Here is a 15,780-nt window from a genome sequence, read left to right as displayed (position 1 = left end):
TCACAAGCGATCGTTCCAAAAGAGAGCCGAAAACAAACGGACGGCATGATGGGACGAACATTGGTCGAGCGGGCCGAAGAAGCGCCACGAGTGTCACGCCCGGGTGCCATGACACCAGATCTCACCATCGGTGTGGTGGGCCCCCATGACCTCGTTGAACGGGTGATGTTGATGGGGCACGCGGCGGCCCCATTACCCTGCCGCCTGGTGGCGGCGGCATACCGTGACGAGCAGGAGGCCGCGGACAAGGTCACTCGATTGGGAGCCGGGGTGGACGCGTGTCTGTTCGCCAGCCCGGTCCCCTACGACCTGGCCCGGCGATCGGGGGTGCTGACGATGCCCGCGACGTATGTCCAGCTCGGCGGCGCCGCGCTGATCGCCGCGCTGGCGAGGGCCGCGATGGACGAGCGGATAGACCCACGCAGGGTCAGCATCGACATCCTGAGCAGAGCAGAGGTCGAGGAGGCCTATAGCGATCTGAGCCTTCCCTCAGGGGACGTACAGAGCCGCGACGAGCCGGGCGCCACCGGCACGATCGCGGCCTTCCATGAACGCCTCGCCCGCCAGGGCAGCACGAGCGGGGCGCTCACCTGCCTGCCCGCGGTCGCCGACCGCCTTCAGACGGCAGGGGTGCCCGTGGTCAGGATCCGCCCCACCTCCGCCGCGGTGCGTACGGCGCTGCACACGGCGGCACTGCTCGGCGCGCACCACCGGCTGGAGGAGTCACAACTCACCGTGGTCCTGGTGGAGGTGCCCACGTTGCGCGAGCCGGTCCGCCGGGCCGCGCCACGCTACTGGCGCGACGAGCTCCGGCTCTCCCTGCACCGGTTGCTGGTGCAGGAGGCCAACCGGATCAACGCGTCGGTCACCGCGGTCGACGATCACAGCTACATGGTCACCGCGACCCGTGGCTCGGTGGCCGCGGCCACCGAGGGGTTCCGGGTCCTGCCGTTCGCCGCGCGGGTCCGCGACGAACTCGGCCTGGCGGTCGAGGTCGGCGTCGGCATGGGCCGTACGACCCACGACGCCGAGTCGCACGCCAGGGCCGCTCTGGCGCGCACCCAGGCGGGCAAGCAGGCCCAGGGCTTCGCGGTCGACCGCGAGGGCAGGGCACTGATCCCGGCGCCCAGGATGCCTCCCCAGGGCACGGGACCGCTGAAGCCCAAGGGTGTGGAGGTGCTGGCCCGGCTGGCCGCCAAGCTTGAGGGTGGGGACACGGTGGTGGACGCGGAGGGCGCGGGCAAGATGCTGGGCGTCACCCCGCGTACGGCACGACGATTGCTGCGCACGCTGGTAGACGAGGGACTCGCGTGGCCGCTTCCGCCGAACCGGACACCGCAACCCGGCCGTCCCCGCCAGTTGTACCGGCTGATCGTGGAGAAGCTCGGCACCCGCTGAGCCCTCCGCCTTTCGACCTGGAGGCTTCCGCCGCACCCGGACGGCGGAACCTCCCAGGTCACGGCCCGCCTGGCTCGGCATGGCACGACCGGCCGGGGCACGGTCCGCCCGCCCCGGCGCGGCGAGGGTCCGTCAGGCCGCGAGCGCCGATCTCAGCGTGGCGGAGGGGACCGAACCCCGCGCGCGAGATGTCGGGCCCTGCCAGTATTGTCACGAGCTATGCGTCATGACAGTGCTGACAGCCGTAAGGCGCTCCTCGTCTGGGGGGCGCTGGCGATCGTGTACGTGGTGTGGGGGTCCACCTACCTCGCGATCATGATCGTGATCGAGACGATGCCCCCGTTGCTCAGCGGCGCCATCCGCTTCGTCACGGCCGCGCTCATCCTCGGCGTCGTGGTGCTCCTGCTGAAGGGGCGCGAGTCCTTCCGGATGACCTGGAAGGAGGCCGGTGGGGCCGCCCTGGTCGGCCTGCTGCTGCTGAACGGCGGCAACGGCATGGTCGCCGTGGCCGAGCAGCACATCTCCAGCGGGCTGGCGGCGCTGCTGGTGGCCTCGACGCCACTCTGGCTCGTGATCTTCAGGGTCCTGTTCAGGGACCGACCGCAGGTACTGACGCTCGTGGGGGTGCTCATCGGGTTCGGCGGTGTGGCGGTCCTCTCGCTGACCGGTGGGAGCAGCGCGGCCGACAGCACCGGAATCGTGATCATCCTGCTGGCGTCGCTGTCCTGGTCGGTCGGCTCGTTCCTGACGTCCCGCATCCCGATGCCCGCGAACCCCTTCACCGCGAGCGCCGTCGAGATGGCCGCCGGCGGCGTCGGGCTCGCCCTGACCTCCACCGTGGTGGGCGAGCATGTCGACCTCGCGGACGTCTCCACCCGGTCGTGGATCGCGCTCGCCTACCTGATCATGGTCGGATCGCTGGTCGGCTTCACGGCGTACGTGTGGCTGCTGAACAACGCCCCGATCTCGCTGGTCTCCACCTACGCCTACGTCAACCCGGTCGTGGCGGTCGTGCTGGGCGCCCTCGTACTGAGCGAGCAGGTCACCGGTCCGATGATCGCGGGCGGCATGGTGATCGTCCTCGGCGTGGCCCTGGTGGTCTCCACGGAGCGACGCAAGAAGCCGGAGCCCGTCTCCGGCCCCGAGCCCGCGACCGTGTAGGCCGCGGGCTCGCCCGCGTGCGGCGGTCGTCCCGTCATGACGCTCCCGGCCGGTGCCGAAAGCGCCCTGGCGGGGCGGTCAGCTCCTCGGGAAGGCCGTCGCGGCCGCCAGGAAGGTGTCGTTGGCCTCAGGATCGCCGATGGAGACACGGACGCCCTCACCGGCGAAGGGCCGCACCGCGACGCCCTCGGCCGCGCACGCCTCGGCGAAGTCGAGCGTGCGCTCGCCCAGCCGGAGCCAGACGAAGTTGGCCTCGGTCGCCGGCACCGTCCAGCCCTGGGCGACGAGCGCGCCGCGGACCCGGTCGCGCTCCTTGACCACGACCTCGACCCGCTCCAGCAACTCGTCCTCGGCCGCCAGCGAGGCGATCGCGGCGACCTGTGCGAGTTGGTTGACCGCGAACGGCACGGTCGTCTTGCGGACCGCCGACGCCACCGACTCCGCGGCGATCAGGTAGCCCACCCGGAGCCCGGCCAGGCCGTACGCCTTGGAGAAGGTGCGCAGCACCGCCACGTTCGGCCGGTCACGGTAGACGGCGATCCCGTCGGGGACCCCGGCGTCCCTGACGTACTCGTGGTAGGCCTCGTCGAGCACGACGAGCACGTCCTGCGGAACCCGGTCGAGGAACGCCTCCAGCTCGGCCGCCTGGACCACGGTGCCGGTGGGGTTGTTCGGGTTGCAGACGAAGATCATGCGGGTGTGCGGGGTGATCGCGTCGGCCATGGCATCCAGATGGTGCCCCTCGCCCAGCAGCGGGACCCGCACCGAGGTCGCCCCCGCCAGGTCGGCCAGGAGCGGGTACGCCTCGAAGGACCGCCAGGCGTAGATCACTTCGGCACCCGGCTCGCTCACGGTCTCGAAGAGCTGCTGGGCCACCGTCACCGAGCCCGCGCCGAGCGCGATGTGCTCGGGCGGCACGCCGAACCGCTCGGCGAGCGCCTCGGTCAGCCCGGTGGCGGCCGGATCGGGATAGCGGTGCATCTGGGCCGCGGCCCTGGCGACCGCCTCGACGACCGAGGGCAGCGGCTCGTAGGGAGATTCGTTCGAGGAGAGCTTGTAGGACCGGCCGTCGGCGGACACCACGGCCTTGCCCGCCCGGTAAGGGGGCATTGTGTCCAGGATCGCGCGGAAACGAGGCATGGCCTTACTTTATGAGCAGCGGGCGGATGGGGCATCATCCTGTAAGACTGGAGGTGAGAGGCATGCCCGACCGGAAGGACGACATGAGCATCGCACCGCTGGCCGAAGTCGAGCCGATTCCCGACTGGGCGATTCCCCCCATAGAGGGCTTCACCGCCGATGACCTCGATCGGCTTCCGGGGATCCCCCCTCACACGGAACTGATCGATGGCACCCTCGTGTTCGTGAGCCCCCAGACCCGTTTTCACGCTCTCGTGCTCTTCCTGCTGCACAGAGAGCTTGATCGGACGGCACCCGCCCATCTTCGGGTGGAGCGGGAGATGACGGTGAAGCTGGGGCGACGCCAACGACCGGAGCCAGACCTCGTGCTCCTGCACGCACACGCGCCCTCCGAAATGACGCGGACCTTCTACGAGGCGGGAGATGTGCTGCTCGCCGTCGAGGTCGTCTCCGAGGAATCCGAGGAGCGCGATCGCAACCGCAAGCCCCAGATGTACGCCGAGGCCGGCATCCCCCATTTCTGGCGGATCGAGAACGTCGAGAACCGTCCCAGCGTCTACGTCTACGAACTGAACCCGGTGACCAGGGCGTACGCGCTCACCGGCGTCCATCAGAATCGGCTGAAGCTCAGCCTCCCCTACGACATCGACATCGATCTGACGGAGATCGGCAACCCTCGGTCCTGACCGGCCGGACAAGGCTGGGGACCGCATCGGTGAAGGTCGCCGCATCGATGACCGGCCTGTCTCCGGAACCTGGCTCGACGGCCCCGCGGTCAGGTGCCGCGAGAACGGCACGGTAGGAATCCCCGGCGTTCTACGCCGGGGAGGACGTCAATCCTTGAGGGAGCGGAGCATCGGGGGGTGGAGGAACATCGCGGGGCCGCGGCGGTAGAGCTTGGCGGGGCGGCCGCCGTCGCGGGTGGTGGTGTCGCCGGTGGGCACCAGGAAGCCCTCGGCCCTGGTGACCTTGCGGTGGAAGTTCCGCGGGTCGAGGACACGGCCCCAGACGATCTCGTAGACCCGGCGCAGCTCGGCGACCGTGAACTCCGGCGGGCAGAAGGCCGCGCCGAGCGGGGTGTATTCGAGCTTGCCCCGGGCCCGCTCGATCCCGTCGACCAGGATGCGCCGGTGGTCGAAGGCCATCTCGCACAGCGCGGAGACCGGTTGCCAGCTCATGTGCGCCTCGGTGGAGGCGGGAAGGTCGGGGGCGAGACCGAGGTAGGCCACGCTCAGCACGCGCTGGCGCGGGTCGCGGTCGGGGTAGCCGTAGGTCTGGAGCTGTTCCAGGTGCACCGGGGCGCCCGGCAGGCCCGCCCGCTCCGCGAGGATCCGCTCCGCGGCGGCGGGCAGGTCCTCGTCGAGGTGGATGAAGCCGCCTGGCAGGGCCCAGCGTCCCTCGTACGGCGGGTTGTCACGCCGCCAGACGAGTGCGCTCAGCGCCTGGAAACGCACCGTGAGGACGACCAGGTCCACGCTGACGGGAATGCGCGGAACCATGGCAGGCACGTTACACCGGTCAGAGCCGCACGCGGACGTGTAACGGCTCGGAGGCGGCGCGTCCGTCGGCCGCGGTGACCAGGACCTGGACCCAGGTGTCCTCGGGCACCTGGGACCAGTCGAACGGGATCCACGCCGTCTCCATCCGCACCGGCAGGCCGGGCGGCAGGTCCGTGAGGTTCACCCCGGCCACCTCGACGACACGGGGCTCCTGCTGGCCCTCCCAGGTGATCGTGACCTTGGACCCCATGGGCATGTTGTAGCCGCGGATCTCCATACCGTCCTGGATGTCGCGCTGCATGCGGACCGCGTCGGCCGCGATGGGCCGGTTCCAGTCGCGGGCGATCTCCTCGGCGAGGGACGGCGAGCCGCAGGTGTAGAAGTCGCTCCACATGTAGGAGACGACCTTGGAGACGTAGCGCCCGACCTGTGCCACGGCCGCGTCGAGCCGTTCCTTGTCGGTGCTCCCCCTCTTGTACCCGGCCGCGCAGGTCTCCTCGCCGGACGGCTCGAATGCCTCGACGTTGGCCCAGAGTTCCACGTTGTGGCCCCGCCCGGCCATCTCCGTCCGGACGGTTGACATCTCCCGGTAGTAATCGCGGGTCGAGCCGTGGTAAGCGTCGCCGTTGGTCTTCTCCCCGACGGCCGGCCACAGCCGCTTGTCGGCCTTCTCCTCGCGTTGGTCGGGCCAGAACAGCCCGACCTTCCCCGTTCCCCGGCTGTCCTGTGGCGCGATGATCCCGACCCCTGTCCGGACAAGGGCCTCGAAGCCCCTGGCCACCTGCTTGGGAGTGGCGCTGAACGGCCGCTGCCTGCGGGCGTCAAGGTAGGGGCTGACGAGGACGGGCCTGCCCGGCATCTCCTGCTCGACGATCTCGTGCTGCGAGGCGTACATCTTGAGCGTCGGGTGGTCGTCGTCCGACTCGCCGGTGTACTTCATCTCCCGCATCTGCAGCTCGAACGGCTGGTAGAAGCCGCCCAGCGAGGCCCGTTCCCGGAAGCGGGCACCGTAGTCCTGCATGATGCGCCGGGTGAGCGTGGTGAGCGTGTTCGTGCCCTGCTTGGCGGCCCGGGTCTTCTGCGCCGGGTCGCGAGGGGCCAGCGGCAGCGCGGGGAACACCTTCACCCCGAACTGGTCGCCGAGATCGAGCAGCTCGGTGAGGCTGTCCTCATGCGCGCCCGCGATCAGGATCACGTGGTAGCCGCGCCCCTTGCCCTTGATGTTCTCGCAGCTCGCGTCGTCGCTGCCGTCGTCGGTGGCGATGATCCGGTAGAAGACGGCCTTCCTCGTGACGATCTTCCGCTCGAACTCGGGGCAGCGGAAGAGCTGGGAGCCGAACGCCTCGTCGGTCCGGTAGACGAACGTCCAGCTCACCCGGTTGCCCGGGTTGGCGGCCTTGAGGTCGTTCTCCGCCGCGGTCACGCACGGCACCCCGTTCTCCTCGCACGGCTCGTAGCGGGGATCGACCTTCCCCTCGCCGTCGAGGATCCGGCCGTCGTCGTCGACCCTGCGGGCCTGCAGGCCCCAGCCGATCCTGATCACGGTGTCACCGCCCACCTTGTGGATGGCGGCGAACTGCCGCCGCCAGGTGCAGTGGTCGGCGGTCGGGACGAGCCAGTAACCGGTGATCGCGTACGGCGCCCCCATGGCCGTGTCGAACGTTCCACACGGGTCGGTGAACTCGGTCGTCTCCGGGACCGGCACCGAGGGGGAAGGCGAGGGCGAGGGGGAGAGCGGCGAGCTCCCGCTGGTCGGAGAACTGTCTTCGGCAGGCGTGATCATCACGAACGCCGCCACTCCCGCGAGGATCGCCACGCCCAGAAAAGCGATGAGCCAGCGCACGTTCAGGACACTACCGTTCTTGTGATCTGGCAGACATAAGGAGCTTTGCCATACCGGAAATCAGCTCTTGACGCCCGCCCACGCCTCCAGCTGGGCGACGAAACGACGGGCCGAGTTGGGCCAGTGGTGGTTCGCACGGGCCGCCGCATACCCCCGAGCGCCCTGGGCGTGCCTCGCTGAGACGTCGTCGCGGAGAAAGAGCACGGCCTGGGCCACGGCCTTGGGATCCTGCCAGGGCACGACCATGCCGCTGTCGTAGCGCTCGACCAGCTCCACCGCGCGAGGCGAGGGGGTGGTGATCACCGGAATGCCGTGGGCCATGTACTCCACGATCTTCGTGGGCATGGAGTGCCGGTAGTTGGGCTCGTCGTGCAGCAGGGAGAGACCGGCCAGCGCGCCGTCGAGCCGCTTGAGCGCCTCGTCGTTGGGCATGAAGTCGCGCCACTCCAGTACGCCCTCCGCCACCGCCTCGTTCAGCGTCGGCCGCGACTGCGGGTCGGCGTAGCCGATCAGCTCGACCGACACCCGGTACGGCTGGAGCAGCCGGGCCACCTCGATGGCCTCGCGCACCCCGCGTGCCCCCGACAGCCAGCCGAGGTAGACGACGCGGTCGTCGCCCGGCGGCGTCACCTCGTCGGGCACCCAGGTCTCGTTGGGCACCACCAGGTGGGCCTGGCGGAAGCGTCCGGCGTAGGCGGTCTCGGCCAGCAGCAGGTGCAGGTACCGCTCGGCGGTGCCTTCGAGCAGGCGGGCCATGAAGCGCACCGGCGGGCGGAGGAACGCCGGCAGCCAGGGCTTCAGTGACAGCGTCGCCGGAGTGTCCTCGTGCACGTCCCAGACCACCGGGGGCCGCTTGCGCACCCCCACCACCGCGAGCAGCAGTTCCGGGTCGTGGATGACCACCAGGTCCACCTGGCCGCGCATGCGCTTGAAGACCTTGCGCGCGGCGCGCACCGCCGACAGCCGCCTGCGCTCGGCCGCACGGGGGAGGTCAACGCCGTTCACCCAGGATCGGGCCATGACGCCCCGCGCCGTGTACGGGGCCGCGTACGTGACCTCATGACCGGCGTCCACGAGCGCGCGGATCTGCCGGTGCAGGATCCGGGCGTCCTCGGGATGATGCACCACGGTCATGACGAGCACGTGCACTGCGCGCAGCCCTTCGTCGCTAGAGCCGCTCGACGCGTTCACCCTCGGCGAGCACGCCTCGGGTGTCGAGCACGAGCTTGCCTTGGTCCTCGACAATCGACAGATCGAAGGCGGCGTGTTGCTGAAGCAACAGCGTCACGTCGGCTTCGATGACTCCCCTGGCGAGGTCTTCCTCGCGCGGCACCTGAACCCCGTCGACCCGCCAGTCCTTGACGTACGGGTCGGCGAAGACCAGTTCCGCGCCCAGCTCCCGCAGCGCCCGCGCGACCGGCAGGGCCGGGGTCTCGCGCTCGTCGGCGATGTCGGGCTTGTACGTGACACCGAGCAACAGCACCTTGGAGCCGTTGACCGGCTTCCTGTGCCGGTTGAGCAGGCGCTGCACGCGGGCCACCACGTACGACGGCATCCGCTCGTTGATCTCCTGAGCCAGCTCGACGAAGCGGAACGGGTAGCCCAGCTTGCGCACCGTGTAGGAGAGGTAGGACGGGTCGACGGGGATGCAGTGACCGCCGACACCTGGTCCGGGGAGGAACTTCTGGAAGCCGAACGGCTTGGTGGCGGCGGCCTCGATCGACTCCCAGAGGTCGACGCCCAGCTCGTCGCAGAAGATCGCCATCTCGTTGACGAGGGCGATGTTGACGTGGCGGTAGGTGTTCTCCAGGAGCTTGGCCATCTCGGCCTCGCGGGTGCCGCTGACCGGCACGACCTGCTCGATGAACTGGGAGTAGAACCCGACCGCGCGGTCCTTGCAGGCGGAGGTGTAGCCGCCGACGACCTTCGGGGTGTTGCGCAGGCCGTACTTGGGGTTGCCCGGGTCGATGCGCTCGGGCGAGAAGGCGAGGTGGAAGTCGGTGCCCGCGGTGAGGCCGGAGCCCTCCTCCAGGATGGGACGGGCGACCTCGTCGGTGGTGCCGGGCCAGGTGGTGGACTCCAGAACCACCAGCGAGCCCGCGCGGAGGTTACGTGCGACGGTGCCGGTGGCGCCCTCGACCGCGGACAGGTCGGGGCGGTGGTCCTCGTCGAGCGGGGTCGGCACGCAGATGACGATGGTCCGGCTGTCGGCCAGAACGGACTCGTCCCCCGTGGCGGTGAATCCCCCCGCCAGCATGTGCTCAAGGTCGGCGTCGGTCAGGTCGTCGATGTAGGACCTGCCCGCGTTGAGAGCAGCGATCTTGCCGGAGTCGACCTCGAAGCCGACGACCCGCAGACCGGCTGCCGTGGCCTCCTTGGCCAGGGGCATGCCGACGTAGCCCAGACCGATGATGGCCAGGTCGTAGGCAGTCACTGGATGACCTTGGAACGCCGGAAACAACACTTCATGGTCGCAAAGGCTATCTCAAGTCCGAACGAGCTACGCCTAATGCGATTGAACGCATCACAAACGGCAGGTATCCCCGGTGCCATGACAAGGTCATTAACCGGCAATCGATCGGTAAATATCACGGTACGTCTCCGCGATGCGGCTCCACGTACGCTTCGCGGCCACCTCTGCCCGTCCAGCCTCACCCATCTCGGCCCTCCGTCCCGGATCGTCACGCAGTCCGGCGATCGCCTTGGCCAGTGCCTCGGGGTCCCCCGCCGGCACCAGAAGCCCGGCGCCGTCGGAGCCCACGAGCTCCGACAGGGCGGGCAGGTCGCTCAGCACGACCGGTTTGCCGAGAGCCATCGCCTCGACCGGTTTCAATGGCGTAACAAGTCGGCAAACGCGCAGGTCCTCCCGGGGACAGACGAAGATGTCGATCGCCGACTGGGCCTGCAGCGCCTCGTCGGGGCCGACCCGTCCCGGCATGATCGCGATGTCGCCGAGCCCCAGTTCCTCGACCTGCTCCAGCAGTGCCGCCCGCTCCACGCCGTCGCCGACGAGCAGCATCTTGACCGGCGCGCCCTCGTCCCGCAGCAGCGCGGCGGCGTTGATCATGGTGGCGAAGCCCTCGTAGGCCACGATGCTCGACACCGAACCCATGACGATGTCGCCGGGCTCGATGCCGTAGGCGGCGCGGAACGCCGCACCGTCGTACTCGGCACTGAGCAGCGAGTCGTCCACCGCGTTCGGCGCCAGGTAGATCTTTTCCCTCGGCACCCCGCGCTCGACGATCTCGGCTGCCATGGTCTCGGCGAGGGTGACCACCGCGTCGGCGGAGCGCATGATGAACGCCTCGCGGTCGCGCTGGAGCACGTGCCGCTGGCTGCCGATGCGCTTGGGGTCGCGGGAGGCCCAGGTCTCCTCCAGGAAGCCCCGGACCTCGTAGACCATCGGCGTGCCGGTCCGCTCACGCACCGCCAGCGCCACCGAGCCGTTCCGGTGGTCGGTCGCGGCGTGCAGCACCTGCGGACGCAGGGTCCTGACCAGTTCGGTGACCTCTCCGGCGCCCCGGATCATCCGCCCCTGGCTCTCGAAGGGCACCTCACCGCTCGGGATCAGCCGGTGGTAGGGAATCCCGTCGATCTCCTCGTACGGCGTCGCGTCGGCGTGGCCCTGCATCATCGGCCAGCCCCAGCTGGTCACGACGTGCGGATCCAGCCCGGCGGCCTTCTGCGAGGTGACGATGCGGTGCGTGCGAACCGTGTATCCGGCCTGCGTGTACGGCAGCGCGTTGGTCACGCAGTGCAGCACCCGGCCGTGGAACCGCTCACCCACGATCACCTTCGCCTTGGGCGGGATCGGGTTCGGCTGGATCGCGGCCAGCTCTCCGGCGTAGTAGGCGGCCCGGCGCCTGATGAAGGGGTAGCGGGTGTGGGCCTGGAGCACCTCGGCGGCCTCGCTCATCCGGCCGGCGTCGAAGTGCTCCTTCGCCTCGGTCCACGGGCCCTTCACCATGCGCATGCCGAGCTTGCGGACGACGATCTTGGCGCGGCGCGCGACGGGCCAGGCGAACCGGCCCACGACGGGACGGATTCTCGACGGGAGCGTCTCGGCGGCCGCCTGCGCCACGCGTACCGGGTCGGACTTGACCTTTGTCGCCACGACCCGGGAGACGATCACCGGATGCTGGACGAAACCCTTGATCAGCCCGCGCAGGCCGGCCCTGGCCGACTTCGCCGACACCGGGGCCCGTGACACCGGCTCCGCGGGGACCTTCTCCTCGGCCGGGGGCGTCGCCGGAGCGGGGAGCGTCGCCGACGCCTGGGGCGTGTCCGAACCGGGGAGCGTCTCCACGACCGGGGGCGTCTCCGCACTCGGCGGCGGGGCGGGCTCCGTGGGCACCTCCACGGCCGGAGGCACCTCCACGGCCGGGGTCGTCGCCGTGCCCGAGGTCGCCACCGGCTCCGCGTCAGGCCCGGCGGCCGGAGGCGTCACCGATGTGGCGGGTGTCGCCGGCACCGAGGGCTTCTCAGGAGCCGAGGGCTTCGCGGGAACCGAGGGGGAGTCTGGCCTGTTGGCATCGGATACCACGCCGTGACCGTACCATAGGCAGGGTTTGCCCCACTGCCGCATGAAAGGCGAGGTCAATGAGGGACTTTGCCGGTCCGGGCGCTTCTCAGGGCCCCGAGAATCCCCTTGTCCTGCACGTGCTCGGCGCGCGGCCCAACTTCGTGAAGGCCGCTCCGGTGGTGCGCGCGCTCGCCGAACTGGGCGTGCGGCAGGGCATCATCCACACCGGCCAGCACTACGACGCGCTCATGTCGGACGTGTTCTTCGCCGACCTCGGCCTCCCCGAGCCGATCGCCAACCTGGCCGTCGGTTCCGGCTCGCACGCCCGCCAGACGGCGGCGCTGCTCGTCGGCCTTGAGGACGTGGTGCTTGAGCAGCGGCCGACGCTGGTCGTCGTCTACGGCGACGTGAACTCGACGCTGGCCGCGATCCTGGTGTGCGCCAAGCTCCACGTGCCGACCGCGCACGTGGAGGCGGGCCTGCGCTCCTTCGACCGGGAGATGCCGGAGGAGGTCAACCGGGTCGTCACCGACGCGCTGTCCGACATCCTCTTCGCCACCTCTCCCGACGCGCTCTCCTACCTGGCCGCCGAGGGTGTCGACCCGGCCCGGGTGCACCTCGTCGGCAACCCGATGATCGACAGCCTGTTCTCGGCGCTGGACCACCTCGATCCGGCCCCGGTCCGCTCCCGGCTCGGCCTGCCCGAGCGGTACGGGGTGGCCACCCTGCACCGTCCCGGCAACGTCGACGACCCCGCCTCCGCCAAGGAGCTGGTCGAGGCGGTGCTCTCGGTGAGCGAGCGCCTCCCGATCGTGGTGCCGCTGCACCCGCGCGGCCGGACCCGCCTGGCCGAGGCCGGGCTGGTGGACACCGAGAACCTGCGCATCGTCGATCCGCTGGGCTACGTGGACTTCCTGTCGCTGGTGCGGGGCGCGACGCTGGTGGTCACCGACTCCGGCGGCGTGCAGGAGGAGACGACCATGCTGGGCGTCCCCTGCCTCACCGTGCGGCCCAACACCGAGCGGCCGATCACCATCACGCACGGCACCAACCGGCTGGTCACCCCCGCGCAGCTGCCCGCCGCCGCCGACCTGGCACTGGCGGACGGCGCGGCGACGCCTTCCGGTGAGCTGCCCCCGCTCTGGGACGGCAAGGCCGGTCCCCGGATCGCCCGGGTGATCGAGAACTGGCTGCGCGGCGGCAACCTCTCCCCGGCTGGGCAAGCCGTACCGCCCAAATCCCTTTAAAACGGCTATTTCGGTACGGCATAGGCCGTAGCCTGGCACGACCCCGGACAAAGGCGATCCCCCATGAGCGAAGAGACCCCCGAAGAGCCGAAGTTCCAGCGTCTTGGGCCGATCAACTGGCTGCCCGAGGAGCGCAAGGTCGTCGAGCGTTTCGAGGAGCGCGTCCGGGACCTTGAGCGGCGGCTCGCCATCGCCGAGGCGAAGGCCGACTACGCGCAGTGGAAGCTGGAGTCGACCAAGGTGCAGCGCCCGTACCGGGTGGCCGAGGCGCTGACCGCGGCCAAGGGATCGGGGGTCACCGCGCTGCCGGGCAGGCTGCGCTCCGCGATGCAGGCCCGCAAGGGCCCCAAGCCGCCCCGCCCGGTGACCGAGGTGGTCGCCGAGCTCGACCAGCAGGGGCCCGTGGTCGACGTGCCGCAGGTCAAGTGGCCGGCCGGTCCGATCGTCCGTCCGGACATGAAGGTCGCGGTCATCCTGGACGACTTCTCCCGGATGGCGTTCAAGTACGAGTGGGACCAGATCGAGTTCGGGCTCCGCGACTGGCCGGAGATCTTCGCCGAGCGCCGTCCCGAGCTGCTGTTCGTGGAGTCGGCCTGGCACGGCAACCAGGGCCGCTGGCGCTACCAGATGACCGGGACGAACGCCCCCAAGCCCGAGCTGCGCGCCCTGATCGACTGGTGCCGCGTCGAGGGGATCCCCACGGTCTTCTGGAACAAGGAGGACCCGCCGAACTTTGACTTCTTCATCGACACGGCCAAGCTGTTCGACTACGTCTTCACCTGCGACGGCGACATGGTGCCCCGCTACCGCGAGGTGCTGGGCCACGACCGGGTCGACGTGCTGCAGTTCGCCGCGCAGCCCCGGGTGCACAACCCGATCCAGGAGAAGCGCGGTCGCCTGAACGACGTGGTCTTCGCCGGCATGTACTTCAGGGACAAGCACCCCGAGCGCCGCGAGCAGATGGAGACCGTCCTCGCCCCGATCCGCGAGCTCGGCCTGCACATCTTCGCGCGCAACGGGACCGTGGACGAGAAGTACGCCTGGCCGAAGGAGTACGTCCCGCACATCGTGGGCGAGCTCCCGTACGACCAGATGCTGGCCGCGTACAAGATGTACAAGGTCTTCCTCAACGTGAACTCGGTGCTCGACTCGCCGACCATGTGCGCCCGCCGGGTCTTCGAGCTGTCGGCCTGCTCGACGTCGATCGTCTCGGGCTGGTCGCGGGCCATCGAGGAGACCTTCGGGTCGCTGATCCCGATCGCCCGTGACGAGCTGGAGTCGTACAACCAGGTCCTGCATCTGATCAACAGCCCCGAGCTCCGCGCCCGCCAGGGACACCTGGCGATGCGCGAGGTCTTCGACAAGCACCTGTTCTCGCACCGGGTGGACCAGATCCTGGAGATCCTCGGCAAGCCGGTGGAGCGGCGGACCCGGTCGATCTCGGTGGTGCTGCCCACCAACCGCGCCGCCCAGATCGAGCACGCGATCTCCTCGGTGGCGAAGCAGGTCCACCGCCCCGTCCAGCTCGTCATGGTCCTGCACGGTCTGGACATCGACCCCGTCGTGGTGGCCGACAAGGCGCGGATGGCCGGGATCACCGACGTCGTGGTGCTGCCCGCCGACTCGTCACTGTCGCTGGGCGCCTGCCTCAACCTGGGCATCGCCGCCGCGGAGGGCGAGCTGATCGCCAAGATGGACGACGACAACCTGTACGGCGAGCACTACCTGTCGGACCTGGCCCGTGCCTTCGACTACTCCGACGCCGAACTGGTCGGCAAGGGCGCCCACTACGCCTACTTCGAGGGCAGCAACACCACGATGCTGCGCCTGCCGGGGCTGGAGCACCGTTACGCCTTCCTGGTGCAGGGCGGCACCTTCCTCGGCAGGGCGGACATGTTCCGGCACTACGGCTTCGAGGACGTCACCCGGGGCGAGGACACCCGCCTGGTCCGCCGGCTCAAGGAGGACCGGGTCAAGATCTACTCCGCGGACCGGTTCAACTTCGTCTACTGGCGCAGCGGCGACGCGGGCATGCACACCTGGCAGGCCGACGACATCAAGCTCACCCGGAACGCGCAGTTCTCTTTCGTGGGGCATCCGGACGCGCATGTGATGATCTGATTTTTGACCGGGCCGTCGCGGGGTCCGGTGTGCTCGATGACGGGCCGGTTGCTCTTGCGGGGACGCGTTCTCTGGCGGGGACGCGTTCTCTGGCGGGGACGCGTTCTCTGGCGGGGACGCGTTCTCTGGCGGGGACGCGTTCGCGCTCCGGTGGGCGGGTGCTCCGGGCGGCCGTCGTTGGTGGCGGGTCTGGGGGTTCAGGCCTTCGGCCTGGCGGGCGCGCTGGTTGCGGATTCTTATAAGCCGCCCGGAGCACCCGCCCACCTCCGCGCACCCTTTGCCTCGCCGTACGGCCTGCGGGCCGTAGCCGCTTCCTTGCGGGCCGCCCATCGGGCTCTTGGACGCTGAAGCAATCCGTACGAGGGGCGTTCCGGGCCCGTCGCCGTAGCTGAAGCAGCGGTGCGGGAAGGAGCGCAGGGGGCTCCCTGTAGTTCATCGGGCCCGTCGTGATTCGCTGGCGCTGGTCGGCTTGTTGCGGCTTGTCGTTGTCGGTCACGGCTTGGCTCGGGGGCGAGTGTGGTCGCCTGATGGGACACACCGCGACTCGGACCACCGCTGTGACCGGAGGGAACCTCACTCCACTCCTCTGCCGTGGTCCAGCCGGACAGGCACACCGCGACTCGAACCACCACGGTGACCGGAGGGAGGGGTACGCCTCGGGAGAGGAGCTTCGGTCAGGTGGGTCAGCTGGAGAAGGAGCCGGGTCCGTCAGGCCCGTCGGTTCTGTTGGCTCCGTCGGTTCTGTTGGTTTCGCTGGTTTCGTTGGTTGGGAGGTGGAACCAGACGGCGGTGCCTGCTTCGGGGTCGTGGTGGGTGCCCCAGGCGGTGGCCAGGGCCTCGACCAGGAGC

12 protein-coding genes are annotated in these 15,780 nt (G+C 69.7%); 6 read left to right on the top strand and 6 right to left on the bottom strand.

Going from position 1 to position 15,780, the window contains the following annotated elements:
• Positions 1-108: 108 nt before the first annotated feature.
• Positions 109-1,398: a GTP cyclohydrolase IIa gene (locus ABZ260_RS02780; RefSeq protein ID WP_350922997.1), complete on the top strand. Its 1,290-nt coding sequence runs from the start codon at positions 109-111 to the stop codon at positions 1,396-1,398.
• 219 nt (positions 1,399-1,617) lie between these two features.
• Positions 1,618-2,559 (top strand): EamA family transporter, encoded by a 942-nt coding sequence (locus ABZ260_RS02775; RefSeq protein ID WP_355612074.1) that lies wholly within the window; start codon positions 1,618-1,620, stop codon positions 2,557-2,559.
• Positions 2,560-2,637: 78 nt separating this feature from the next.
• Here ABZ260_RS02775 and hisC read toward each other — a convergent pair whose 3' ends face one another.
• On the bottom strand, positions 2,638-3,699 hold the full coding sequence (hisC, locus tag ABZ260_RS02770; RefSeq protein WP_355612070.1) for a histidinol-phosphate transaminase: 1,062 nt from the start codon (positions 3,697-3,699) through the stop codon (positions 2,638-2,640).
• 62 nt (positions 3,700-3,761) lie between these two features.
• On the opposite strand from hisC, the gene ABZ260_RS02765 reads away from it, so the two are divergent.
• Positions 3,762-4,385, top strand: a complete 624-nt coding sequence (locus ABZ260_RS02765; RefSeq protein WP_355612067.1) for a Uma2 family endonuclease — start codon at positions 3,762-3,764, stop codon at positions 4,383-4,385.
• Positions 4,386-4,532: 147 nt separating this feature from the next.
• On the opposite strand, the gene ABZ260_RS02760 is transcribed toward ABZ260_RS02765, so the two are convergent.
• The 5 genes from ABZ260_RS02760 to ABZ260_RS02740 all read right to left on the bottom strand — a co-directional run bounded on the left by ABZ260_RS02760 (position 4,533) and on the right by ABZ260_RS02740 (position 11,401).
• On the bottom strand, positions 4,533-5,198 hold the full coding sequence (locus ABZ260_RS02760) for an NUDIX domain-containing protein (RefSeq protein WP_350923007.1): 666 nt from the start codon (positions 5,196-5,198) through the stop codon (positions 4,533-4,535).
• Positions 5,199-5,217: 19 nt separating this feature from the next.
• On the bottom strand, positions 5,218-7,041 hold the full coding sequence (locus tag ABZ260_RS02755; RefSeq protein WP_355612062.1) for a DUF4434 domain-containing protein: 1,824 nt from the start codon (positions 7,039-7,041) through the stop codon (positions 5,218-5,220).
• Positions 7,042-7,101: 60 nt separating this feature from the next.
• Positions 7,102-8,190 carry a glycosyltransferase gene (locus ABZ260_RS02750; RefSeq protein WP_350923011.1) on the bottom strand — a complete coding sequence of 363 codons (1,089 nt, stop codon included), beginning with the start codon at positions 8,188-8,190 and terminating at the stop codon, positions 7,102-7,104.
• 19 nt (positions 8,191-8,209) lie between these two features.
• Entirely contained in the window at positions 8,210-9,475 is a 1,266-nt protein-coding gene (locus ABZ260_RS02745; RefSeq protein ID WP_355612058.1) for a nucleotide sugar dehydrogenase, read from the bottom strand.
• A gap of 129 nt (positions 9,476-9,604) precedes the next feature.
• A complete protein-coding gene (locus ABZ260_RS02740; protein ID WP_355612055.1) occupies positions 9,605-11,401 on the bottom strand; it encodes a glycosyltransferase in 1,797 nt (598 codons plus the stop codon).
• On the opposite strand from ABZ260_RS02740, the gene ABZ260_RS02735 reads away from it, so the two are divergent.
• The 3 genes from ABZ260_RS02735 (at position 11,388) to ABZ260_RS02725 (ending at position 14,931) form a co-directional block, all read left to right on the top strand.
• Entirely contained in the window at positions 11,388-11,591 is a 204-nt protein-coding gene (locus ABZ260_RS02735) for a hypothetical protein (RefSeq protein WP_355612052.1), read from the top strand. The two genes, ABZ260_RS02740 and ABZ260_RS02735, sit on opposite strands and share 14 nt — an antisense overlap.
• A gap of 49 nt (positions 11,592-11,640) precedes the next feature.
• Positions 11,641-12,810 (top strand): UDP-N-acetylglucosamine 2-epimerase (non-hydrolyzing), encoded by a 1,170-nt coding sequence (gene wecB, locus ABZ260_RS02730; protein ID WP_350923021.1) that lies wholly within the window; start codon positions 11,641-11,643, stop codon positions 12,808-12,810.
• A gap of 63 nt (positions 12,811-12,873) precedes the next feature.
• Entirely contained in the window at positions 12,874-14,931 is a 2,058-nt protein-coding gene (locus ABZ260_RS02725; RefSeq protein WP_355612048.1) for a glycosyltransferase, read from the top strand.
• Positions 14,932-15,780: the final 849 nt, after the last annotated feature.

This window comes from Streptosporangium sp. NPDC006013 (assembly GCF_040614275.1).
In the GTDB taxonomy this organism is placed as follows: Bacteria; Actinomycetota; Actinomycetes; order Streptosporangiales; family Streptosporangiaceae; genus Streptosporangium.
This window is presented reverse-complemented; position numbering and strand designations above follow the sequence as displayed.